Consider the following 23789-nt stretch of genomic DNA (forward strand, 5'->3'; position numbering starts at 1 on the left):
GACCGAGGGAGTTGAGAATGAAGACCCGCGCCGCAGTCGCCTTCGAAGCAAAGAAACCGCTTGAGATCGTCGATATCGATCTCGAAGGGCCGAAGGCAGGCGAAGTTCTGGTCGAGATCAAGGCGACCGGCATTTGCCACACCGATGCCTATACGCTCGATGGTTTCGACAGCGAAGGCATCTTTCCTTCCATCCTCGGCCATGAGGGCGCAGGTATCGTGCGTGAGGTCGGTCCCGGCGTAACCTCGGTCAAGCCCGGCGATCACGTCATTCCGCTCTACACGCCGGAGTGCCGGCAATGCAAAAGCTGCCTGAGCCAGAAGACCAATCTCTGCACCGCGATCCGCGCCACCCAGGGCAAGGGCGTGATGCCGGACGGGACCTCGCGCTTCAGCTATCAGGGCAAGCCGATCTACCACTACATGGGCTGCTCGACCTTTTCGAACTTCACGGTGCTGCCGGAGATCGCAGTGGCGAAGATCCGCGACGACGCCCCGTTCGACAAGAGCTGCTATATCGGCTGCGGCGTCACCACGGGTGTCGGTGCCGTGGTCAATACGGCGAAGGTCACGCCGGGCTCCAATGTCGTAGTGTTCGGCCTTGGCGGCATCGGCCTCAACGTCATTCAGGGCGCACGGATGGTCGGGGCCGATAAGATCGTCGGCGTCGACATCAATGACGACAAGGAAGAATGGGGCCGCCGCTTCGGCATGACCCATTTCGTCAATCCGAAGAAGGTCGATGGCGACATTGTTCAGCATCTGGTGGGGCTGACCGATGGCGGCGCCGATTACACCTTCGACTGCACCGGCAATACCACGGTCATGCGCCAGGCGCTTGAAGCCTGCCATCGCGGCTGGGGTGTCTCCGTTGTCATTGGCGTTGCGGAGTCCGGAAAAGAGATCGCGACCCGGCCATTCCAGCTCGTCACAGGGCGCGTCTGGAAAGGCACAGCCTTCGGCGGCGCGCGCGGTCGTACCGACGTTCCCAAGATCGTCGACTGGTACATGAACGGAAAGATCGAGATCGATCCGATGATTACGCATGTGCTCAAGCTGGAAGAGATCAACAGGGGATTCGATCTGATGCACGAAGGAAAATCGATCCGATCGGTGGTCGTGTTCTGAATGCAAGCTGCAACACCAGAGTGCCAATACAACAATGCTTCACACAAGTGACGCATCATACCAGGAGGATAGACTGATGACTGTTCATATCCACCCGTCCGTTGACGGCGGTGTCAAACAAGGTTCGGGCCATTTTGCCGGCGGAACGCTGGTCTGCAAATGCAGCGACAAGCCGGTCAAGGTCAGCGTCAAAGGTGACGTCGCTCATAATCACGCCTGCGGCTGCACCAAGTGCTGGAAGCCGAGCGGCGCGACGTTCTCCGTCGTCGCGGTGGTTCCGCGTGAAAACGTCACCGTACTGCAAAACGGCGACAAGCTGCGCATCGTCGATCAGGCCGCAACCATCCAGCGCCATGCCTGCACCGGATGCGGCACCCACATGTTCGGCCGCATCGAGAACAAGGGCCATGCATTTTACGGCCTCGACTTCATACATCCCGAATTGTTCGAAGAATCCGGCTCGGCCGCGCCGGGCTTCGCCGCTTTCGTCTCGTCGGTGATTGAATCCGGCGTGAAGCCGAGCGACATGACCGCAATACGGTCGCGTCTCAAGGAATTGGGACTCGAGCCTTATGATTGCCTTTCGCCTGCGCTGATGGATGTCCTCGCCAATCACGTGGCAACGGCCAAAGCGGCCTGAGTCAACACAGCATATGAGCATCCGCCGGTGGCGACATGTCGCCACCGGCGTTGCTATTGGTAGATTTGCCCCGGCAAGGGGCTTCGACTTTGTGGGTCACCCGAATAATCGCGCTTCGGCCTCGCTGCGATCGGCCCGCTGCTTTGTCGCGACAATACTCACAGCATTGACTGCACGAAGGAAGAAGGAGAGCCCGTAAGGGCCCGTCATGCTCCTTCTTTCACCAGGCACGGGGTGTGGACGCGCTAAGACGAAGGTCATCCCTCACCAACTCTGCCAACTGGCCTGCAGAATGTCCGGATTTGAGCAACAGCAAGGTCCCTACCTCGCGATTAAATTGACGCCACGATTGTCCAACAAGATCCCCGGTATATGAGCTTCAGGCTCAAAGAGTGAGCATTTGTCGAACGCTTCGGCTTCCTAATTGAGCAAAAAAACGCGTTTCGGCAAATCCAAAGAACAGCGGCGGTTTTTCCTAATTTACCCGAAGATGAGGCACGGCTAGCTTTCGTTCAGAGCGGCAGAGAAGAGGTTTGACTTAGTGCATGGAAGCCTGGTCCCGATGGCATCGACATCACCCTCTGCGAGCGATGCAGTAAAGCTGCATGCTCAGGGTATCTGCAAATTCTATGATGCCACAGCAGCGCTGAATCCGATCGAACTTAAAATCTTCACCGGCGAACTGCTCACACTTCTTGGACCGTCGGGCTCCGGCAAGACGACGCTGCTGCAGCTCATCTCGGGCCTCGTGAAGCCGAGCAGCGGTCGGCTGATCATCGATGGCCGAGATCAGACCGATCTGGAGCCCTACAAGCGCGATATCGGCGTCGTGTTTCAGAACTACTCACTCTTCCCGCATCTGACGGTGCAGGAGAATATTGCATTTCCGCTGCAGATGCGCGGGCAGTCGGACCGGGTGTCCGCAACGCAGGTTGCCGGTGCGCTCGACATGGTCGGGCTTGAAAAGTTCGGCAAGCGCTTTCCGCACGAATTGTCGGGCGGACAGCAGCAGCGCGTCGCGCTGGCCCGATGTCTTGTCTATAAGCCGTCGCTGATCTTGATGGATGAATCGCTCTCGGCGCTCGACCGCAAGCTCCGCGAGGCCATGCAAGTCGAGATCAAGCGGATCCACCGGGAGACCGGCTCGACGATCGTTTTCGTGACTCACGATCAGGAGGAAGCGCTCGCGCTGTCCGATCGCATCTGTCTGATGAATGACGGTGCGATCGAGCAGCTCGGAACGCCGCTCGAACTGTATGACAAGCCGAAGAGTATTTTCGCGGCGACATTCATCGGGACGTCGAATGTCATCAGTGGCGAAATGGTAAATGCGACGCAGATCCGGTCGGACATCAGCGACCGGGCCATCGATATCGGAGGCACGCCCAAGAATGCGACTCCCGGTCGAGTCTGCAGTGTTGCGATCCGGCCCGAATATGTCCGCATCGGCGACAGCGGGGCAGGCCTCCTGGACGGCACGATCATCGAGCAGATCTACGCCGGCTCCGAGACGCGCATGATGGTCGAGTTGCCGCATGGCTCGGTCTTCACGGTCCGCGTTCCCGGCGGCGCGCAGCGTGGTCGGCTGGGCGAACGCGTCTCGTTAGCGTGGGATTCCCAGCATATTCGCATCCTCGAGAGCTAGCCTACCAGGATGCCACCCATCTTTTCATCCGAGTCGACCATCAAGGAACACCTCATGAAGCGCACCACGTTGAACCGACGCACGCTCCTCAAGGCCACCGTCCTCGGAGGTAGCGCGCTGGCGATGCCGTCGATCCTGACAAAGTCAGGGTTTGCGGCCGAGTCTCTCACCGTCGCGGATGTCGGGGGCGCGGCCGGCGACGCGATTCGTGTGGCCTTCTGTGAGCCGTTCAAGAAGGAAACCGGCATTCAGGTCGTCAATGTTGCGCATGACCCGGATCCCGTCACGCAGTTCAAGCTGATGGTCGATACGAAGACCTATCTCTGGGACGCCTGCATGATGATCCCGGATTACATCTTTCGCCTTCAGGAGGGAAAGAACTATATCGCACCGCTTGATCTGAAGGATGAAACCGGAGATTTGGTCCCGGGCATGCTGACCGAGAACTGGCTCGGCTTCTCCGTGTTCGGCATTCTCATGGCCTACAACACCGAGAAATTCGGCGACAACGGACCGAAAAGCTGGCCCGATTTCTTCAACACTGAAAAATTCGTCGGCCGGCGTGGCCTCTATCGCGCGGGCTGGGGCTCGCTGGAAATGGCGTTGCTGGCAGATGGCGTCGCGCCGGACAAGCTCTATCCGATCGACGTCGATCGCGCGTTCAGGTCGCTCGAGAAGATCAAGAAGAACGTGTCGGTCTGGTGGACCAGCGGTGCGCATAACACCCAGATACTGCAGAGCGGTGAGGTCGACATGGCCGATACCTGGTCGGGGCGCGTGTATAGCGCGATCCAGGGCGGCGCGAAGCTCACGCCCGTCTGGCAGGGACTGTATTCGGTGGATGGCTGGGCCATGCCGATCAATGGCCCCAAACAGTCGCTGGCCAAGGAATTCATCCGCTTCTGCATGCGTCCGGACCGGCAGGCCGCCTATTCGAATCTAGTGGCGAATGGCCCGACCAATAAGAAGGCCTTCGACTCGATCGCGCCGGAGCGCGCGAAGATCCTTGCGACCAATCCGGCGAACTTCGCCGGTCTCGTGCCCTTGGATCCGCGCTGGTGGTCGCAATCCAACAGGCAGATGGTCAAGAAGCGCATGGACGAATGGTTGCTCACCTGAGCCGAGTTCGCCGCAACGTCCAACCTCGCTAGTGTGAATTCGAATTGGTACTGACGATGACATCCAAAAAGCAGATCGTTCTATCGGCGCTTGTCCATCCGCATGGGATCTATAAGGGCGCCTGGCGGCATCCGGACGCCGAGGCCGGTCGCGTCAATGATGTCGAATACTACAAAGAGGTCGCGCAGCTCTGCGAGCGCGGTTTGCTCGACCTCTTTTTTATCGCCGATACGCCTGCGGCGCGCACCGACAATCTCGACATCTGGACACGATCGCCGCTGTTCCAGAACGTAATGGAGCCAGTGACGCTGCTTGCAGCGCTGGCCGGCGCGACGTCACGGATCGGCCTCGGGGCGACGGTTTCGACCAGCTTCTTCGAACCCTACAATATCGCGCGGCAGTTCGCGTCGCTCGATCACATCACAGGCGGACGCGCCGCCTGGAACGTGGTGACGTCGGCTAATGACTATGCAGCCCGCAATTTCGGCCTCAACCGGCTGCCGCCGCATGGCGAGCGCTACGCCAAAGCGCGCGAATGCCTTGAACTCGTGAAATCCTATTGGGACACCTGGGATCAGGATGCGTTTGTCTTCGACAAGGAGAAGGCGATCTATTTCGATCCCAAAAAGTTTCACACCGTTGATCACAAGGGCGCATATTTCACGGTGCATGGCGGCCTCAATATCGCGCGACCGCCGCAGGGGCATCCTGTGATCATCCAGGCTGGCGCATCTGAGAGCGGCAAGGAGCTGGCCGCGCAGACCGCCGAAATCGTGTTCGGGACAGGCGCCGAGCCCGAGGCTGCCAAGGCGTTCTACAGCGATCTCAAGGGCCGGATGCCGAAGTTCGGCCGAGATGAATCGCAGCTCTTCGTTCTGTCCGGATTGAGCACGGTGATTGGCCGGACCCGCGAGGAAGCAAAGGAAAAATTTGAATATCTGCAGTCGCTGGTTCCGGTCGAAGTGAAGGTCATGGCGCTCAGCAATGATCTGGAGGTCAATCTGCTCGATCTGCCGCTGGACGAGCCGGTGCCCGTCGATCGCATTCCGGCCTCGTCCAATCTGCACCAGGCCTATTTCAATCAGATCGCGGACATGATCCGCGGCCAGAAGCTCACGCTGCGCGAGATGGCCAATAAATATACCAGGGGGTCGAAGGCCATGTGCGCCACGGCCAACGAAGTCGCTGACTTCATGGAGAGTTGGATCGAGCAGCGCTGTTGCGACGGCTTCATGCTGTCGCCTGCAGTTGTTCCGGGTTCGCTGAAGGAGTTCATTGATGAGGTCGTGCCGGTCCTTCAGGAGCGCGGCATCTACAAGACGGCTTACAAGGGGAAGACTCTGAGAGAGAATCTCGGGCTCTATCCCGTCGCCAACAAGAATTCGCTGTAGCAGTCAGCGATCGGGGGGGGACGTGACGTCGTTAGACCTATCTTCAGAAATCCTCTCGGTGACGGAGAAGCCGAGCTTTCGTTTCGGACCTGTTTGGCTTGCCTTGCCAGGCGTGGCATTCCTGCTGATCTTCTTCCTGTGGCCAACGCTGCACATACTCGTGTCGGCCATATGGGGAGGCGACAGCGGCTTCTCTTTGAAGGCCCTGCTGGCGGTCTTCACATCGCCATCCTACAGCCGCGTCATGACGACCACATTCACCGTCGCCATCCAGGTGACGGTGCTTTGCGTGCTGATCAGCTATCCGTTGGCCTACTGGCTAAGCCGGCATTCGGCGAGGCGCCAGCGATTGATGATGATGCTGATCCTGCTGCCATTCTGGACCAGCGCTCTGGTCAAGAACTTTGCATGGCTCGTCCTGTTCGGCCGGAACAGCAGTTTTGCGCAGCTCATCATGTCGATGGGCGGAGCCGGCGATCGGCTGCTGTTCAACAAGACGGTCGTGCTGTTTGGCATCGTACACACGCTGGTGCCGCTTTGCGTTATCGCAATGATGCCGACACTGAACCAAGTCAACAAGTCACTTCTCTCGGCTGCGACGACGCTGGGCGCGAGTCCGACGCAGGCATTCTGGCGGATCTTTCTTCCGCTTTCGATGCGCGGCGTAGCGACCGCCGGCCTGATGATTTTCATCACGTCGCTCGGCTTCTTTATCACCCCGTCGCTGCTCGGCAGCCCGCGCGAGACGATGGTGGGGCAGTTGATCATCGAGCAGATCAACGAATTGCAGAATCTTCAGCAGGGGAGCGCGTTCGGTGTGATCCTGCTCGCCGGGGCGATCATCGCAGTGGTGCTGTTCGACCGCGTATTCGGTCTTTCGGGCATGGGGGGCGGCAGCGGGCAATCGCAGCCGGACAGCCGTGTCCGTCGCTTTGGCCTCCGGCTCGCCGGCCGCATCGGCAACATCTTCGACCCGGTGGCGCGCAGCTATCGTAATACGTTTCGTGGATTGCCGGGATCCCGCCTGCTCGGATTGTACAGTTTGCTCGTGATCGCCATCCTGCTCGTCCCCGTGATTGCGATCATCCCGATGGCGTTTACGAGCGGGAGCTTCCTTGCCTTTCCGCCGCCTGGCTTCAGTCTTCGCTGGTTCGACACTTATTTCGCGTCGCCGATCTGGATGGCTGCCACCGCGCGGTCGTTCGGAATCGGCGTGGCTTGCGCGGCGCTGACGATCATGGTGGCGGGGACCGTTGCCTTTGCGGTCGTCCGCTCGGGAAGCAGACTGGCGGGCGCCATCTTCATCTTCTTCATGTCGCCGATGATCGTGCCGCATCTCGTCATCTCGATAGGCCTGTTCTACCTGTTCGCACAGATGTCGCTGATCGCGACAGATGTCGGCCTCGTGCTCGGCCACAGTGTGATCGCAACGCCCGTCGTCTTCATCATCGTCCTGTCGACCTTGCGCGGGCATGACTGGCGGCTGGATGACGCGGCGCTCACGCTCGGGGCCTCACCTCGCAAAGCATTTTTCAGGATTACGCTGCCATTGATCAGCGGTGGCATCGTTGCGGGGCTGATCACGGCCTTCCTCATCTCCTTTGAGGAGTTGACGATCGCGCTCTTCATTGGCGGTGGTCTGATCACGACGCTCCCCAAACAGCTTTGGAGCGACATCTTCCTCCAGATCAACCCGACCCTAGCGGCTGCGTCCGTTGTCGTGCTGGGCGTTGTGACGGTGCTGTTCCTGCTGATGGAGGTCATCAGCTATTGGCGAAAGCCGGCTTGACCGCGCCCATCGGGACAGGTGTATAAAAAGCGAGCATCGGATCGCGGAAGCCTGGATGCGAGCGTCCGGGCCTGCTTGGAAACACTCGCATCGACATGGCGGCCCGTAACGCCGATGGCAAGATCGCGGGTTCGCAATGCGTTTTACGTTAAGACAGCTGGAGTATTTCGTGGCTGCCGGGGAGACGGGCAGTATTACGCTCGCGTCCGAACGCATCAACATATCGCAGCCGTCGATCTCGACGGCCATCTCACACCTTGAGAAAGAGCTGGGCGTCCAACTGTTCGTCCGGCATCACGCGCTCGGTCTGTCGCTGACGCCGGCCGGGCGAAGTCTGCTCCGGGAAGCGAAGAACGTACTCAATCAGGCCGAGCAACTCTATTCGGTCGCCTCCGATGTCGACGGGCAGGTCCGTGGCCAGATCACGGTTGGCTGTCTGGTGACACTGGCGCCGATGGTCATGCCGGAACTGGCGCATTCGTTCACCACCGCATTTCCGGATACCCAGATCAGGCATATCGAACTCAACCAGGAGCAACTTCTCGAAGGGCTGCGCTGTGCCGAGATCGATGTCGTCATCACTTACGACCTGCAGTTGCCATCGGGGATCGCATTCACGCCGCTGGCGCAGCTGCCCGTGCATGTCGTGGTCAGCGAGAACCACCGATTTGCATCCAGATCGGCCGTATCGCTTACCGAGCTCATCGACGAGCCGTTGCTGCTGCTGGATCTCCCGCTAAGCCGCGAATATTTCCTCGCTTTGTTCATGGGCGAGGGGTTCGAGCCGCGCATCGGCGGACGTTCGGCATATCAGGATGTCATTCGCACGATGGTTGCGAATGGCTATGGCTATACGCTGGCCAATGTGAGGCCGAGATCTGATACGGCGCTCGACGGCAGGAAGGTCGTCCGGGTGAAGCTTGTCGGTGAATACCGCCCGATGGTGATCGGCGTCGCGACACTGGCGCAATTGACCAAGTCGCGCCTGATCGAAACGTTTCAGGCGCATTGCCAGGCACTGATTTCCGAGGACTACATACCCGGCATGGTGGCCCCCGGCGTCGATCATCCGTTATCCGGAAAGAAGTGAGCAGGGCGCGCCGGCTCGCGCCGATCCTGCCCGGTTCAGGATCAATGCTGCCAACTATGCAGGCATGCCTCGGAAAAGCGGAAGGTGCCCTTCGCGAAAGCGAATTAGGCCGAAACCGGCAGGTTCAGTAAGCTCAATCACAAGTCCAGCGCATCCGCCGAGTAGCGTTCGAGCCGCATCATTCAGATGTGATGACAAACGTCCGGTCTTCGGTGCGCGCCGTTGGGTCGCCTCTTCACAGCGTCGATCAACGTTGGCGCGTCGAAGCCAGAGCCTCGACAGACTATCGTCGCAGCCCGCGGCGGTGCGCAGCATATGTTTCGCAAATCGGAGACAGTCATTGACCACCGAACCGAATGCTTCCAACGAACGCCAGCTGAGAATTGACCTCGCGGCTGCCTTCCGCCTGTTTGCAAGGCTGGGCATGCACGAGGCTGTCGCCAATCATTTCAGCGCGGCAGTGTCGAGCGATGGTCGCAAATTCCTGATGAATCCGAAGTGGAGACACTTCTCGCGAATCAAGGCCAGCGATCTCGTGTTGTTCGATCTCGATGCAGATGGCTCGTTCGGAGGTCAGGCATCCGTAGATCCAACCGCGTGGTCGATCCACAGCCAGATGCACAGCCTGCTTCCGCAGGCGCGCGTCGTGCTGCATCTGCATCCACCCTTCGTCACGACCATCGCCACGCTGGCCAATCCTGACATCAAACCGATCGACCAGAACACGGCGCGCTATTTCAATCGTGTCGCTTTGGATGCCGCATATTCCGGAATGGCCGACAGCGAGCAGGAGGGCGCGCGTCTGGCAAAGCTGCTGGGCAACCGCTCGCGCCTGATGATGGGAAATCATGGCGTGATGATTGCTGCGAGGACGGTCGGTGAGGCGTTTGACGACATGTACACCATCGAGCGTGCGTGCCAGACCCTGGTGCAGGCCTATGCCACCGGTCAGCCACTGAACGTGCTGCCCGACGATATCGCCGAACGCACCGCACACGACTGGGAAGGCCTTACCGATTTTTCCGAAGCGCACTTCGCCGAAATGAAAAAGCTGCTCGATGCGGAAGATCCGTCCTACGCGCATTGAGCGTTCGTCGTTATGCGTCGATCGGTGCGCGGAGCCTTCACATCGGTCGAGCCTAAGCACTGGGAAGCCAAATGATAATGTTCGCGTGCTGGTGCGTTGCTTCAGCATCGATGCGTGGATGATCCGGCCGTGGAGCGTTTCGGGCGGTCAGAAGTGGATACAGGGATGCCGATCGAGCGCGTAGACACGATTGTGGTGGGCGGAGGCCAGGCTGGTCTCGCCATGAGCGAACATCTGGGCATGGCGGGCGTGCCGCATTTGGTGCTCGAACGACATCGGATTGCCGACCGCTGGCGGACCGCCAGATGGGATTCGCTGGTGGCCAACGGCCCCGCATGGCACGATCGTTTTCCGGGGATGGAATTTCCCGGTGCGCATCCCGACTCGTTTCCAGGCAAGGAAAGCGTCGCGGATTATTTCGTGTCCTATGCCGAAATGATCGCAGCGCCGGTGCGCTGCGGCGTCGATGTGACATCGGTCGAACGGATGGCCGGACAGCCGGGATTCATGGTCAGGACCTCCGCGGGCAATTTCGAAGCGATGAACGTGGTCGCGGCGACCGGACCGTTTCAGGTGCCGGTCATTCCGCAGATCGTTCCGCAACGCGCAGACATCATCCAGCTGCATTCCAACGACTATCGCAATCCCGGCCAGTTGCCGGAAGGCGCCGTCCTGGTCGTTGGCGCAGGCTCGTCCGGCGGCCAGATTGCCGACGAATTGCTGCGTGCGGGCAGGCGCGTCCATCTGTCGGTCGGGCCGCACGAACGTCCGCCGCGGGCCTATCGCGGTCGCGACTTCTGCTGGTGGCTCGGCGTGCTCGGAAAATGGGACCTGGAAACGAAGCAGCCGGGCACCGAGCACGTCACAATTGCGGTGAGCGGCGCGCGTGGCGGCCAAACCGTCGATTTCCGGCGACTGGCGGCCGAAGGCATGCATCTCGTCGGTTCGACGGTAATGTATGATCAGGGCAAGGTGCTGTTCGCGAATGACCTCGCCGACAACATCGCCCTGGGCGATGCGTCCTACAGAAGCTTGCTGGACGAGGCCGATGCCTATATCGCGCGGTTTGGACTGGACTTGCCGCCTGAGCCGGACGCGCGCATCGTCAGGCCCGATCCCAACTGTGTGACCGATCCGGTGCGCGAACTGGATCTCGCAGCAGCCGGCATCACATCGATTGTCTGGGCCACGGGTTTTGCCACCGACTATAGCTGGCTGAAAGTCGATGCATTCGACGCGGTGGGCAAGCCGAAGCACCAGCGTGGCGTGTCTTCCGAACCCGGGATCTATTTTCTGGGACTTCCCTGGCAGTCGCGCCGTGGGTCTGCATTCATCTGGGGCGTCTGGCATGATGCGAAGCATCTGGCGGACCGCATCTCAACGCAGCGGCGCTACACCGATTACGATACATCGGCGCGACGCGCGGTCGGGCACGCAAGCTAGTCCGTACTGGCAGGCTCCGGAGCAGGTTCGTCGCAGTGTCGACAGGGCTCGCGGTTCAGGCCCTGGCGGGACCAGAATGGCTCGTGGAGATCGACGGTACGGCAGTTATTCCGGAACAGGCGGGGCGGAGGGCTCCGTCCGCGCGCGCTTCTCGACATGATCGATGAGCGAGTAGTCCGGTCACGGCACGCATGTATCTTACGCGCTGACGACCAATCGTCAGCTAGCGTTGCAACCGGATGCCGGGGCCGATCGCGGGGCGATGGGCACGGCAGACCGATAGGCGCGGTTCGCGTAGATCAGAGGCGATCCCTCTGTGGCGAGGGCAACGTCCTGGACTTCGCCGAAGAAAACGTAGTGGGTGCCGATCTTCTTCCACGATGACAGGGTGCAGCTGAAGGCGACCAGTCCATCGACCGCACGGGGAGAGCCGTTGACGTCGGAAGCCCATGTCGCGCACGAGAATTTGTCGCCGTCCCCGGTGGTCCATCGCTTCGCAAAACAGTCCGAAATGCCGGATTGATCGTCCCGCAGCAGGTTGACGCAGAACACGCCGTTCACCTTGATCGCTTGGGCGGTCGCACTGGTCTCGTTGATGCAGACGAGCAAGGTTGGCTGTGGCGTGTCGGCCGAGACGGACGACATTGCCGATACCGTCGCGCCCTGGCGGCCAGCCGTGCCATCCGTCGTTACGATACTCACGGTGCAGGCCGCATTGCTCATGCCGGCCAAGAACTGATCGCGCAGTACCATGGTTATGGACCTCTAAGGAGCTGACCGCTCGGAGCGAGCGGTATCCTTCACGAGCACCCTTGAGCTGCTCGCCGCCGATCCGCGGATGCGTATCTTGCTCCCTAGAGTTGCCCAACCCATGACTGCGATAAATTATCGGTTTTGAGAGCGATGCTTCTGATTTTCAAAAGTGCCAAGTTGCGGTAGCCAAACGGGCGTGTGGCCGGTGCATCTCTCATCGTGAATTGCAGAAGCTAATGCAATCATACCAGGGTCGCTGGTCGTCCTTGTACGCGCGAGCGCCGCCGATCATCTTTCCATCTAACCGATCGATGTAAACTGCGGAGCCGATGGCTCGACGCCGCTTCTGGCGCGCAGCCGTCATTTGGTGAATACGATCTGCCTGGTAAGAGCCCCGCCGCCCATTAATGTGGCAGCTCTGCCCAAATCATGGGAGCGGACGATCCAAATTATTGTACGTCCCGGGACAAGCTTTCTGCGGACATGCGCCCGTAGGCTTCTTCGAGGTTAGGAACATGGTTCAGGCCATGACAACGTCGAAGGAGCGATCGAATGGTCAAGTTGCATTTTGCTGACATCCGTAGGCTTTGGCCTGAAACGGGCGCGATGATCGGATGGCGTGCGGCGGCAGTGGGCGCGCTATTGGCGGTCGGCACCTTTGTTCCGATGTCGGCGCAGGCGGCCGTGCCGGCGGCTTGCGCCGAGTTGCAGGCGAAATATCCGGACTGGAAAGGCAAGACACTCGTCAACGCCATTAATCCGCATACACCGGGCTATGAATCGATCGATCCCAAGGATCCCAACAAATATATCGGTTTCGATATCGATCTCGGTGAGCAGATCGGCGAATGCCTTGGCTTCAAGCTGACCTACAAAGCTGTGACCTTCGCGACCTTGCTGACCACGCTGGCATCGGGCCAGGCGGACATCGTGATTTCCGACATCTATGCCACCGAGGAGCGCGCCAAGGCCGCCGATTTCATCACCTATTCCAAGGTGTTCGACGGCGTGCTCGTCGCCAAGGGTAATCCGAAGAAGATCACCGGTATCAACACCTCGCTGTGCGGCACGGCTGCGGCGGAAAACACCGGCTATGTCGAAGTGCCGCTGATCCAGGCGCTGGGGCCGGAATGCAAGAAGGAAGGCAAAGCGGAGCCGACCATCCAGCTCTATGACAACAATGCCAACTGCATTCAGGCGATCCTTGCCGGCCGCGCCGACACCTATATCAACGACGTCAACACCGTCGACAACGCGGTGAAAGCCTATCCGGACAAGCTCGAGAAGGCGGTCGCGGTGACGATCCCCTATCAGGTCGGCATTGCCGTGCCGAAGGACAAGCCCAAGTTCCGCGATGCGGTGAAGGCCGCACTCACCGAGATCTACAAGTCCGGTGATCAGCTCGCACTGCTGAAGAAGTGGAAACTCGATCCGGAAAACCTGATGGAGCCCGGCCTGCTGACGGTGAAGTAACGCCGGCCCGCAAGCAAGGATCACTCTCACGTAAGGGCTTTCTGCCTCCATGGAGCTGTTCCTCCACTATCTCAGCATGCCGTATATGATCGAGGGCATCCAGGCGACCTTGCAGGTCACCGCCCTCGGTCTGTGCGGCGGGCTGATCCTCGGTGTGATCCTGGCATGGATGCAGCTCAGCAGGTTCAAGCCGCTGGCATCCTTCGCCCGGGTCTATGCCGTGATCTTTCGCGGCACCCCGCTGATCCTGCAGATGGTGTTTGCCTATAACGCCCTGCCGCAGATCGGCATCAAGCTTCCCGCCATTCTCGCAGCCGGCCTGGCGCTGGCCGGCAACGAAGCGCCATTCATCGCCGAGATGCTGCGCTCCGGCGTGCTCGGCGTTGACCGCGGTCAGGTGGTGGCCGGTCAGGCGCTCGGCATGACCCCGGGCGTCCTGATGCGCCGGATCATCGCGCCGCAGGCGATCCGGTCGATGATCCCCGCTTTCGGCAACGAAGCGGTCAGCGCGCTGAAGAATTCGTCGCTAGCCTCCGTCATCGCCGTGCAGGAGCTGACGCTGCGCTCGACGCAGCTAGCGTCCTCGACCTTCGATTTCTTTTCGATCTTCTTCGCGTCCGGTTTGATCTATCTGCTGCTCACAGCGGCGATCGCCGGCATCCAACTGCTTCTGGAATGGAAGTTCGACCTCGATCGCACGGCGAAGCAAACTACATTTATGCGCTTCCTGCCGTGGTACCGCGCCCCGGGTATCGACGATCCCTTGGTTCCGGATGCCGGCGCTCCGCCGGAAATCCTGCCCGACGGCGGTGTCGCCGAACTGCCGCCGCCGCGGATGCGGCCGGAACGCGCCGATCGCACCAAACGCGCGGAGATGCTGGCGCGCAACAATGTCGCCGTCGAGGTCTCCGATCTCCGCAAGAGCTACGACAGGAATGTAGTGCTCGACGGCGTCGACATCACGGTCAGGATCGGTGAAGTGATCGCGCTGCTCGGACCAAGTGGCTCCGGCAAGAGCACGCTGCTCCGCTGTATCAACAATCTCGAACTGTGGAACGGCGGCGCCATCAAGGTCGCCGGCCGCCAGCTCGGCTTCAACGCGCATGGCAAGCCGCTGTCGCCGCGGCTGCTGGCGAATGCCCGCGCCGAGGTCGGCGTCGGCATGGTGTTCCAGCAGTTCAACCTGTTCGGCCACCTCACGGCCAAGGAAAACATCGCCGGTCCGCTGCGCTGGGTGCACGGCGTCGCGCGCGCCGATGCCGAGCGCCGTGCCGATGAACTCCTGGCGCGCGTCGGTCTCAGCCACCGCGCCGATGCGCTGCCACGGCATCTGTCCGGTGGCCAGCAGCAGCGCGTTGCCATCGCCCGCGCGATCGCACCCAATCCGAGCGTGCTGTTGCTGGACGAGCCGACCTCGGCGCTCGATCCCGAACTGGTCAATGAAGTGCTCGAAGTGATCCGCCGCCTCGCTGTCGAGGACGGTCTGACCATGATCATCTCGACGCATCAGCTGCGCTTTGCCAGCGAAGTGGCCGACCGCGTGGTGCTGCTCGCCGGAGGCGCGATCATCGAGGAAGGCCCAGCGAGTGAAGTCCTGACCAATCCGCGCAATCCCGTCGCGCAGCGTTTCCTCAATGCGATGGAGGCGGAAGTCTCGTGATCGCCGCGCCTGTGAAGTTCGTCCATTTTCTACCGAGGGCCTCAGCATGAAGCATCATCTTCTTCCAGTGTCGCCAAAGACCGTTCACTGGGGCTATTTCAGCAAGGTGGTCACGCCCGCGCTGACGCTGAAGTCGGGCGACCGTGCCACCATCGAAACGCTGACGCATCATGCCAATGACGATTACGAGCGCATGATCGAAGGCGATCCCGGCGCGGAGAGTGTGTTCAAATGGACCCGCGAGCACAAGGCCGTCGTCCGCCGCGGCTCCGGCCCGACGGAAGGTCCGTTCATCCGCGGCTCAGGCGAAGGCGTCGGCGTGCATCTGCTCACCGGGCCGGTGGCGATCGAAGGCGCGGAGCCGGGCGATGTGCTGGAAGTGCGTATTCTCGACGTGCGCCCGCGGCCGGCCTGCAAGGCCTGCTATGCCGGCAAGTGCTTCGGCTCCAACGTCGCCGCCAATTGGGGATTCCACTATCACGACCTGATCGAGGAACCGAAGCCGCGCGAGGTCGTGACGATCTTCGAGCTCGATACGTCGGGCGAGCCGTTTGCCAAGGCGGTCTATAATTATGTCTGGACGCCGCAGATCGATCCCGATGGCATCCTGCATCCGACCATCGATTATCCCGGCGTGCGCGTCGATCACGCGACCATCAGGAAACGCGATAACATCCTGCCCAATGTGAGGGTGCCGGCACGGCTGCATTTCGGCACCATGGGCCTCGCGCCATCCGAGGAGGATTTCGTGTCGTCGATCCCGCCGAGTTATACAGGCGGCAATATCGATGACTGGCGCGTCGGCAAGGGCGCCAAGATGTTCTATCCCGTGGCGGTGCCCGGCGCGTTCTTCTCGGTCGGCGATCCCCATGCCGCGCAGGGCGACAGCGAGCTCGGCGGCACGGCCATCGAGACCTCGCTGACCGGCGATTTCGAGTTCATCCTGCACAAGCATCGTGACCTCGGCGGTACGCCCCTCGAAGGCCTGACCCATCCGATGCTGGAAACGCCCGATGCCTGGTCGGTCTACGGCTTCACCTTCCCGAACTATCTCGCCGAACTCGGCGCCAATGCACAGCTCGACGTCGCCAATCATTCCAGCCTCGATCGGGCGATGCGCGATGCGTTCCGCAAGCTCAGGCGTTTCCTGATGACGGTGCACAAGATGAGTGAAGACGAGGCGATCTCGCTGATGTCGGTCGGTGCGGATTTCGGGGTGACGCAGGTGGTCGATGCCAATTGGGGCGTCCATGGCACAATCCGCAAGAATGTCTTCCGTTGCGACTAAGCGGATGAAATTGCACTGAATTCGGCTATGAGGATGATAGCGCGGTGATCGGGGAAGTTGCAGGGCAGGGCGCTGCGTCCTTCGGGATGGCACGGAGGTTGCTTCGCTTCGGCTATGAAGGTCGATGCATGAGCCTCCGTCCGTTCACCAGTGAATCCTATTCTGAAGACGACCGTCCCGAAGCATGGCGCGACGTCCTGAGTTCGATTGGCCTGCAGCCGACGGCTGCAACGACCACGCATCACGGCCACGCCACCGCGGTTCGTCGCACCTTCGAAGGTATTGCACTGGCCAAATTGTCTGCTGGCGCGCAGGCGATCTCGCCCCTGTCGGATCTGGCCAGCGACCATCCCCTGGTGCTGCTGCCGCTTGAGGATGGCGTCGCGCTGAAGACGGCCGCCGGACATCAGATCGTCGCCGTCGGGCATCTGCTGCTGTTACCCCGCAAGGGCGATTGGAGCGTATCGTTCCAGCGCGACATGCGCGCGGTGGTGCTCTCGGTGACGTCCGATCCGCTGCACAGTCGCCGCGCCAGTGCACCCGCCATCGCCGATGTCCAGATCGTAGGCCCCGGCGGCTTCGGAGATGTGTTCGCGCGTATGATGGAACAGGCGGCCCGCAACCTCGAAACATTATCCGATGCCGAATGGTCGGCGATCGCACAAAGTCTTGCCGATCTGTTGCCGACCTTTACACGTCAACTGGCCGAGCCGATGGCCGATCTCAGCGGCACGGCGACCAAGGCTGCGACCTTGCATCGGCTGTGCCAAACCATCGAGCGACGCCTCGACGATGCGGATCTGACGCCGGCCAAGGTGGCGCAGGCCGAGGGCATCTCCGAACGTTATCTGCAGAAACTGTTCGAAGGCACCGGCAGCAGCTTTACGCATTACCTGCGCGAACGCCGGCTGCAGCGCACCTGGGCCGATCTGTCGAATCCGTCCGAGGCACATCACTCGATTTCCGAGATTGCCTTTCGTGCCGGCTTCAATGACTCCGCGCATTTCAGCCGCACGTTCCGTCACCGCTTCGGCCTGTCGCCGCGCGAATTCCGCCAGAATGAAGCCGAGCGCCTGACGGCATCGGCGACGGCGGCGGGACAACGCGGCTGGCCGCAGGAAGCGCTGGCGCAGTTGCGCAGCCAGCACGCGCCATCGACCGCGGGGAAGATTGCGCAGCCGGCGCCGGCCGCGACGATCACGCACGGCATCACGGATGCTTCGAAGAATCAGCGGCATCATCATCTCGCCGCCGATGCATCTCGCGTGCACTGGGGCTATTTCAGCCGCTCGTTGCCGCCGCAGATCGAGATCAATTCCGGTGACACGATCACCATCGAAACACTGACGCAGCACGCGTCCGACGATCCCGAGCGGATGATCAAGGGTGATGTCGGCGCTGAAAGCGTGTTCCGCTGGACGCGCGATCAGAAGAATGTCGATCGCCGCGGTGCCGGTCCGATGGACGCCTCGATCTATGGCCGTGGTGCTGGCGAGGGCTTCGGCGTCCACATTTGCACCGGGCCGGTGGCGATCAAGGACGCGCAGCCCGGCGACGTGCTGGAAATCCGCATCCTCGACATCGTGCCGCGCGCCAGTCGAAATCCGGATTTCGACGGTCAGGTTTTCGGCAGCAGTGTCGCGGCATGGTGGGGCTATCACTACAAGGAATTTCTCGCCGAGCAGAATGCGCGTGAGGCGGTGACGATCTACGAAATTCTCGATCACGACGACGTGCCATATGCGCGCGCGCTCTACTCGTATCGCTGGGAGCCGCAGACCGATCCGTTCGGCACCGTGCACAACACCTACGACTATCCGGGCATTCCGATTACGCCGGCCTCTGTGCGCCGTCGGCATGACGTGCTCGACGGCATTCGCATTCCTCTGCGTCCGCATTTCGGCGTCATTGCCGTGGCGCCGCGAGAAGCCGATCTCGTCGATTCTGTGCCGCCAGCCTATTTTGGCGGTAATCTCGACAATTGGCGGCTCGGCAAGGGATCGACGGTCTATCTGCCGGTATCGGTGCCCGGCGCATTGCTGTCCGTCGGCGATCCCCATGCCGCGCAGGGCGACGGCGAACTCGGTGGCACGGCGATCGAATGTTCGATGACCGGAACCTTCCAGGTGGTCTTGCACAAGAAGGGCAATCTCGCCGGCCAGGCGTTCGCCGATCTCACTTATCCGCTGATCGAGACCGAGAGTGACTGGGTGCTGATGGGCTTCAGCCATCCGAACTATCTCGCTGAATTCGGCGCCAAGGGGCAGAGCGAGGTCTATGCGACCTCGTCGCTCGATCTCGCGATGAAGGACGCCTTTCGCAAGATGCGGCGCTTCCTGATGAACATCAAAGGTCTCACCGAGGATGAGGCGATCGCGTTGATGTCGGTCGCCGTCGACTTCGGCGTGACGCAGGTTGTCGACGGCAATTGGGGCGTTCATGCCATTCTGAGCAAGCGGGTGTTCGATCACACGTCAAAATCATAAGGTCCAGGAGACGCGCTGTTGCAATTTCACATGATCTCCGGCGGGCCGAAGCCGGTCGCGCCGTTCAGCCATGCTGTGGAGGCCGACGGCTTCGTGTTCGTCACCGGGCAGATGCCGGACACGCCGGCAATGCCGGGCGTGCTGCCCGATGGCATCGTGGCACAGACCGAAGCGGTGATGGAAAATCTGCGCGTGGTGCTCGCGGGGCTCGATCTCGGCTTCGAGCACATCACCATGACGCGGATCTATCTCACCGAATTCAAGCGCGACTACGTGGCGATGAACGAGACCTATCGCAGCTATTTTCCGCCGGATCGTTTGCCGGCGCGGACCTGTGTCGGCGTCACGGGCCTCGCTTATGACGCTCTGATCGAAATCGACCTAGTTTGTCGACGGCCCAGATAATGGTCGGTGCGAAGAGATGGAAAACCTAGTTCGCCTTTTCGATCAGGCTTTCCAGCAGGCGCTTCAGGTCGGCCGTTGCCTTGTTGCCGTAGTTCTCGGCGATATGGGCTTCCTGGCTCAGCGCCAGCGAGTTCAGCCGCTGGGTCAGTGTCTTGCCGCGGTCGGATATGAACATCACCACCTTGCGGCGGTCGTCGGGGTCCTGCACCCGGTAGACCAGTGCATCAGACACCATCCTATCGACCATCTTGGTCAGGGTCGGATGATTCAGCAGAACCGCATCGGCGAGGTCGCCCATGGAGTGGCCCTTACCGTCAGACAGCACTTTCAGAATGCGCCACTGTTCGACCGGCACGCCTTCCTTCTTGAAGCGAGCATCGAGCTGGCGATTAATCTCCCGGTTCGCCTGCGCCAGCAGATAAGCGAGGTGTTCGGTGATGGGCGTGCTCGGCGATTTGGCCACGGCTGGGAGACTTTGCTGGAAGGGGTGATGAATATTAAGCGACTTTGCCTGATCCATATGCACGGGAATCGTTGAATATTCAATATTTTCCTCTACGATATTTTCTTTCGCACGATTTTACTGCCGATAAATTGACGCCGCACCGCCGCTGACAACGTCGAAAGGAGAGCGACATGCTCTCGTCACTGCAGATTGCAACAACCGGCGCGCTGCCGATGCCGGCGCCATGGTTGCTGAAGGGCTTTCAGGACAGCGGGGAAGGTCGTGACGCGATTGCACGTCCCGATCTGTTTCCGCGGCGTCGCAATCGCGAAAAGCTGCGCGTCGTCAATTTTATCGGCCTGTCCGGCCCGGCCGGGATCTGGGGCCTGGCGGGCACCAATAGCATGATGCTCGCGGCATCGGAGATCAATCGGCGCGGCGGCATTCTCGGGCGCGAGATCGAGCCGGTGTTTCATGACGCCGGCGGCGATATCGATGGCGTTGTCCGCACGGCAGCCGACATGATCGCGGCTGGCGATGTCGATGTCATCATGGGCTCGCATATCAGCGCGGTCCGCGTCGCGTTGCGCAAGGTGATCGCCGGGCGCGTGCCCTATATCTATACGCCTGTCTATGAAGGCGGAGAACGCACGCCCGGCGTGATGGCGATCGGCGAGACGCCGCGCGATCAGTCGCGCCCGGCCATCGAATGGCTGGCGAATGAAAAGAAGGCGAAGCGCTGGTATCTGATCGGCAGCGATTACGTCTGGCCGTGGCTGGCCCACAAGGCCACCAAGACATACATCGCCGGCGCCGGAGGGCGCGTGGTGGGTGAGGAATTCGTTGCGCTTGGCGAGCAGAATCACGATGCCCAGATCGCCCGTATCCGGGCCGCCAAGCCGGATGTCGTGGTCATCTCGCTGATCGGCACCGACAGCATCGTGTTCAACCGCGCCTTCGCCGAACATGGTCTCTCGTCGAAGGCTCTCCGACTGGCGGGGGCCATGGATGAAACGCTGCTGCTCGGCATGGGCGCGGATAGCTCCGAGGGGCTCTATTGTGCATCGGGCTATTTCGTCGACCGTGCGTCGGCGGCGAATGATGCATTCCGTGCGCAATATGAAGCATCGTTCGGACGCTGTGCGCCTGTGCCGGGATCGGTCGCGCAGTCGAATTACGAGGGGCTTAGGTTTCTCGAATCCGTGGCGACCAAGGCGGGCTCATTCGACGTCCGGCCGATGCTGAACGCGGCGTCCAGCGTGGCCTATCACGGCGCCCGCGGTGAGGTCAGCATGCGCGGCGGGCGGGCGAAAATGCCGATCTATCTTGCCGAAGCAGACGGTCTGGATTTCAGGCTCATCCGGACATTCTAGGTCAGTCGCAGACCCGATCAGGACGATCCCGAAAAATAATACTTGAAAAGGAAAATATTTCTCTTTCTAATGATGCGTGAAAGGCGACACCGTCGTCGCCTTTTCGGTGTGGGCATCCCCGAAGAAATACCGCGCCGGTTGCATCGTGGATATCAGGAGAAATCATCGTGGCCGTTTCACTTCCCACTCCCGATCAACTCCTCGCCGTCGCCGATCAGTGCGGCCTCGCGCTGTCCGATGAGGACGTCACCTCGTTCCGCGCGCTGATGCAGGGATCCGTCGATGCCTACAACGTCGTGGCGGCGATGCCCGACGAAGTACCCGAAGTGAAATATCCGCGTACACCTGGCTATCGGCCCGCGCCGGAAGAGAACACGCGCAACGCCTGGTATCGCAAGTCGGTGGTGAAGGGTGCGCCCAGCGGCAAGCTCAAGGGCAAGACCGTCGCGCTGAAGGACAACATCATGCTGGCCGGTGTGCCGATGATGAACGGCTCCTCCACGCTGGAAGGCTATGTGCCGGATTTCGACGCTACCATCGTCACGCGCATGCTGGATGCCGGCGCCGAGATCATGGGCAAGGTGCATTGCGAATCCTTCTGCATGTCCGGCGGCAGCCACACCAATTCGACGGGTAACGTGCATAACCCGCACAAGATGGGCTATTCCGCCGGCGGGTCTTCGTCCGGCAGCGCCGTTGTCGTGGCGCTTGGCGAAGTCGACATGGCAATCGGCGGCGATCAGGGCGGCTCCATCCGCATGCCGTCGTCCTTCTCCGGCACCTATGGCATGAAGCCGACCTGGGGTCTGGTGCCTTATACGGGCATCATGCCGATCGAGATTTTCGTCGATCACACCGGCCCGATGACATCCAATGTCGCCGACAATGCGCTGTTGCTGGAAGTGCTTGCCGGCGATGACGGTTATGATCCGCGGATCAAGTCGCCGGAAGTGCCGGAATACACCAAGGCGCTCGGCGCCGGTGTCAAGGGCATGAAGATCGCCATCGTCAAGGAAGGTTTCGAGCAGCTCGGCGCCGAGGACGCGGTCAACCGTAGCGTTCGCGAAGCCGCCAAGCGCTTCGCCGATCTCGGCGCGACAGTGGAGACGATCTCGATCCCGATGCATCTCACCGCGGCGGCGGTGTGGACCCCGATCGGCACCGAAGGCATGACGCAGACCATGATGGTGGGCGACGGCTATGGCCTCAGTCGGTCGGATCTCTATTCGACGTCGCTGATGGACGCCCATCGCGGCTGGCGCGGGCAGGCGGATTCGCTGTCCGAAACCACCAAGCTGCTGCTGCTGTTCGGCACCTATATCAACAATAATTTCGGACCACGCTTCTACGGTAAGGCGCTGAACATCTCGCGTCGCGTCACGGCTGCCTATGACAAGGCGCTGGCGAGCTATGATCTGTTGCTGATGCCGACCACGCCGATGAAGGCGACGCCGCTGCCGGGTCCCGGCGCGCCGCGTGAAGAAGTCGTCGGCCGTGCCTTCGAGATGATCTCCAACACCTCGCCGTTCGATATCTCGCATCACCCGGCGATGTCGATTCCCTGCGGCATGGTCGATGGTCTGCCCGTCGGGCTGATGCTGGTCGGCAAGCATTTCGACGAGATGACCATCTATCGCGCGGCTCATGCCTTCGAGCAGTCCGCCGATTGGAAGACGATGTGAGGCATCCATGCAGAAGCGAGGATCGGTGATCACGCATGGATAATCTGATCATGGCGGTCTTCGAGATCGCCAGTTTCGGGGCGATCGTCGTGCTGGTCGTGCTGGGGCTGGGGATCATCGCCAGCATGATGGGCATCTTCAATTTCGCGCAGGGCGAGTTTGTTCTGCTCGGGGCCTATGTCACCTACATTGTTCACACCGCGGGTTTGCCGGTGTGGCTCGGTATGGTCGCGGCACCATTTGTTGTCGGCGCACTGGGCTTCGTGCTCGAGCGGCTGATCGTCCGGCGCTTCTATGCTGCGCCGATCGTCGCCATGCTCGGTACCTATGCGCTCGGACTGATCATTCGCGAGATCGTGCGCGGCCTGATCGGTGGGCTGTATCTCTCGGTGCCGGAGCCGGTCGGCGGCTCGGTGGCCATCGGCGGCATGCATTTCTCAACCTGGCGTCTGGTGATCATCGTGATCACCGCGCTGGTGATGGCAGGGAGCTATCTGCTTCTGGCGCGCACTGCGTTCGGCCTGCGCATCCGCGCTTCGCTGGAGAACCCGGCGCTGGCGCGGGCCTCCGGCATTTCGACCAACGCAATCTATGGTGCGACTTTCGCGTTCGGCGCGGCATTGGCGGGACTGGCCGGTGCGCTGATCGTCCCGGTGTTCACGCTGTTCGCCGATCTCGGCATTCGCTTTCTGATTCAGGGCTTCGTCGCCGTCATGGTCGGCGGCATCGGCTCTTTTGCAGGTCCGGTCGCCGGCGCCGGCCTGATCGGCACGCTGAGTGCGGCGCTGCCTTGGGTGATCTCGCCCGTTATCGCCGATGTCGCCGTATTTGTGCTCGCCATCATCTTCATCAAATTCCGGCCGCAGGGCCTCGTTGCAGGAAAAGGGGTTTAG

At 61.0% G+C, this 23789-nt stretch carries 19 protein-coding genes; 17 read left to right on the forward strand and 2 right to left on the reverse strand.

What is annotated here, in order from left to right:
• Window positions 1-17: 17 nt before the first annotated feature.
• From CHC01_RS20145 to CHC01_RS20185, 9 genes are all read left to right on the forward strand, one after another.
• Window positions 18-1127, forward strand: coding sequence for an S-(hydroxymethyl)glutathione dehydrogenase/class III alcohol dehydrogenase (locus CHC01_RS20145; protein WP_089266009.1), 1110 nt, complete (start codon window positions 18-20; stop codon window positions 1125-1127).
• Between the two features lie 76 nt (window positions 1128-1203).
• The gene (gfa, locus tag CHC01_RS20150) at window positions 1204-1767 is read left to right on the forward strand and encodes an S-(hydroxymethyl)glutathione synthase (RefSeq protein WP_089266010.1); all 564 of its coding nucleotides are present in this window, start codon (window positions 1204-1206) and stop codon (window positions 1765-1767) included.
• Window positions 1768-2329: 562 nt separating this feature from the next.
• Complete coding sequence (locus tag CHC01_RS20155) at window positions 2330-3412, forward strand: ABC transporter ATP-binding protein (RefSeq protein WP_089266011.1); 1083 nt, start codon at window positions 2330-2332, stop codon at window positions 3410-3412.
• Window positions 3413-3466: 54 nt separating this feature from the next.
• Complete coding sequence (locus tag CHC01_RS20160; protein ID WP_089266267.1) at window positions 3467-4531, forward strand: ABC transporter substrate-binding protein; 1065 nt, start codon at window positions 3467-3469, stop codon at window positions 4529-4531.
• Between the two features lie 56 nt (window positions 4532-4587).
• Window positions 4588-5922, forward strand: coding sequence for an LLM class flavin-dependent oxidoreductase (locus CHC01_RS20165; RefSeq protein ID WP_089266012.1), 1335 nt, complete (start codon window positions 4588-4590; stop codon window positions 5920-5922).
• A 22-nt stretch (window positions 5923-5944) separates the two neighbouring features.
• Window positions 5945-7711, forward strand: coding sequence for an ABC transporter permease subunit (locus CHC01_RS20170; RefSeq protein WP_089266013.1), 1767 nt, complete (start codon window positions 5945-5947; stop codon window positions 7709-7711).
• Between the two features lie 136 nt (window positions 7712-7847).
• Window positions 7848-8801 carry a LysR substrate-binding domain-containing protein gene (locus CHC01_RS20175; protein WP_089266014.1) on the forward strand — a complete coding sequence of 318 codons (954 nt, stop codon included), beginning with the start codon at window positions 7848-7850 and terminating at the stop codon, window positions 8799-8801.
• A gap of 340 nt (window positions 8802-9141) precedes the next feature.
• Entirely contained in the window at window positions 9142-9888 is a 747-nt protein-coding gene (locus CHC01_RS20180; RefSeq protein ID WP_244558439.1) for a class II aldolase and adducin N-terminal domain-containing protein, read from the forward strand.
• 165 nt (window positions 9889-10053) lie between these two features.
• Complete coding sequence (locus CHC01_RS20185; protein WP_089266016.1) at window positions 10054-11331, forward strand: flavin-containing monooxygenase; 1278 nt, start codon at window positions 10054-10056, stop codon at window positions 11329-11331.
• A gap of 219 nt (window positions 11332-11550) precedes the next feature.
• On the opposite strand, the gene CHC01_RS20190 is transcribed toward CHC01_RS20185, so the two are convergent.
• Window positions 11551-12084, reverse strand: coding sequence for a flavin reductase family protein (locus CHC01_RS20190; protein ID WP_089266017.1), 534 nt, complete (start codon window positions 12082-12084; stop codon window positions 11551-11553).
• A gap of 606 nt (window positions 12085-12690) precedes the next feature.
• On the opposite strand from CHC01_RS20190, the gene CHC01_RS20195 reads away from it, so the two are divergent.
• The 5 genes from CHC01_RS20195 (at window position 12691) to CHC01_RS20215 (ending at window position 19396) form a co-directional block, all read left to right on the forward strand.
• Window positions 12691-13557 carry an ABC transporter substrate-binding protein gene (locus CHC01_RS20195; RefSeq protein WP_244558473.1) on the forward strand — a complete coding sequence of 289 codons (867 nt, stop codon included), beginning with the start codon at window positions 12691-12693 and terminating at the stop codon, window positions 13555-13557.
• Window positions 13558-13606: 49 nt separating this feature from the next.
• Window positions 13607-15217, forward strand: coding sequence for an amino acid ABC transporter permease/ATP-binding protein (locus CHC01_RS20200; protein ID WP_089266019.1), 1611 nt, complete (start codon window positions 13607-13609; stop codon window positions 15215-15217).
• Between the two features lie 46 nt (window positions 15218-15263).
• Window positions 15264-16505: an acetamidase/formamidase family protein gene (locus CHC01_RS20205; RefSeq protein ID WP_089266020.1), complete on the forward strand. Its 1242-nt coding sequence runs from the start codon at window positions 15264-15266 to the stop codon at window positions 16503-16505.
• 128 nt (window positions 16506-16633) lie between these two features.
• Window positions 16634-18991: an acetamidase/formamidase family protein gene (locus CHC01_RS20210; protein WP_089266021.1), complete on the forward strand. Its 2358-nt coding sequence runs from the start codon at window positions 16634-16636 to the stop codon at window positions 18989-18991.
• Window positions 18992-19009: 18 nt separating this feature from the next.
• Window positions 19010-19396, forward strand: a complete 387-nt coding sequence (locus CHC01_RS20215; RefSeq protein WP_089266022.1) for a RidA family protein — start codon at window positions 19010-19012, stop codon at window positions 19394-19396.
• A 25-nt stretch (window positions 19397-19421) separates the two neighbouring features.
• On the opposite strand, the gene CHC01_RS20220 is transcribed toward CHC01_RS20215, so the two are convergent.
• Entirely contained in the window at window positions 19422-19859 is a 438-nt protein-coding gene (locus CHC01_RS20220; protein WP_175366344.1) for a MarR family winged helix-turn-helix transcriptional regulator, read from the reverse strand.
• 173 nt (window positions 19860-20032) lie between these two features.
• On the opposite strand from CHC01_RS20220, the gene CHC01_RS20225 reads away from it, so the two are divergent.
• The 3 genes from CHC01_RS20225 to CHC01_RS20235 all read left to right on the forward strand — a co-directional run bounded on the left by CHC01_RS20225 (window position 20033) and on the right by CHC01_RS20235 (window position 23789).
• Window positions 20033-21214, forward strand: coding sequence for a substrate-binding domain-containing protein (locus CHC01_RS20225; protein ID WP_089266024.1), 1182 nt, complete (start codon window positions 20033-20035; stop codon window positions 21212-21214).
• Between the two features lie 167 nt (window positions 21215-21381).
• Entirely contained in the window at window positions 21382-22896 is a 1515-nt protein-coding gene (locus tag CHC01_RS20230; RefSeq protein WP_089266025.1) for an amidase, read from the forward strand.
• 35 nt (window positions 22897-22931) lie between these two features.
• Window positions 22932-23789 (forward strand): branched-chain amino acid ABC transporter permease, encoded by an 858-nt coding sequence (locus CHC01_RS20235; RefSeq protein ID WP_089266026.1) that lies wholly within the window; start codon window positions 22932-22934, stop codon window positions 23787-23789.

The sequence above is a fragment of the Tardiphaga sp. OK246 genome (genome assembly GCF_900188215.1).
Lineage (GTDB): Bacteria > Pseudomonadota > Alphaproteobacteria > Rhizobiales > Xanthobacteraceae > Tardiphaga > Tardiphaga robiniae.

What these genes read in the sequence shown, in the direction of transcription:
- CHC01_RS20145 (WP_089266009.1), top strand. Translation starts at nt 18, where the DNA reads ATGAAGACCCGCGCCGCAGTCGCCTTCGAAGCAAAGAAACCGCTTGAG.
- CHC01_RS20190 (WP_089266017.1), bottom strand. Translation starts at nt 12,084, where the DNA reads ATGGTACTGCGCGATCAGTTCTTGGCCGGCATGAGCAATGCGGCCTGC.
- CHC01_RS20225 (WP_089266024.1), top strand. Translation starts at nt 20,033, where the DNA reads ATGCTCTCGTCACTGCAGATTGCAACAACCGGCGCGCTGCCGATGCCG.
- CHC01_RS20185 (WP_089266016.1), top strand. Translation starts at nt 10,054, where the DNA reads ATGCCGATCGAGCGCGTAGACACGATTGTGGTGGGCGGAGGCCAGGCT.
- CHC01_RS20235 (WP_089266026.1), top strand. Translation starts at nt 22,932, where the DNA reads ATGGATAATCTGATCATGGCGGTCTTCGAGATCGCCAGTTTCGGGGCG.
- CHC01_RS20200 (WP_089266019.1), top strand. Translation starts at nt 13,607, where the DNA reads ATGGAGCTGTTCCTCCACTATCTCAGCATGCCGTATATGATCGAGGGC.
- CHC01_RS20210 (WP_089266021.1), top strand. Translation starts at nt 16,634, where the DNA reads ATGAGCCTCCGTCCGTTCACCAGTGAATCCTATTCTGAAGACGACCGT.
- CHC01_RS20205 (WP_089266020.1), top strand. Translation starts at nt 15,264, where the DNA reads ATGAAGCATCATCTTCTTCCAGTGTCGCCAAAGACCGTTCACTGGGGC.
- CHC01_RS20165 (WP_089266012.1), top strand. Translation starts at nt 4,588, where the DNA reads ATGACATCCAAAAAGCAGATCGTTCTATCGGCGCTTGTCCATCCGCAT.
- CHC01_RS20160 (WP_089266267.1), top strand. Translation starts at nt 3,467, where the DNA reads ATGAAGCGCACCACGTTGAACCGACGCACGCTCCTCAAGGCCACCGTC.
- CHC01_RS20175 (WP_089266014.1), top strand. Translation starts at nt 7,848, where the DNA reads ATGCGTTTTACGTTAAGACAGCTGGAGTATTTCGTGGCTGCCGGGGAG.
- CHC01_RS20155 (WP_089266011.1), top strand. Translation starts at nt 2,330, where the DNA reads ATGGCATCGACATCACCCTCTGCGAGCGATGCAGTAAAGCTGCATGCT.
- gfa (WP_089266010.1), top strand. Translation starts at nt 1,204, where the DNA reads ATGACTGTTCATATCCACCCGTCCGTTGACGGCGGTGTCAAACAAGGT.
- CHC01_RS20195 (WP_244558473.1), top strand. Translation starts at nt 12,691, where the DNA reads ATGATCGGATGGCGTGCGGCGGCAGTGGGCGCGCTATTGGCGGTCGGC.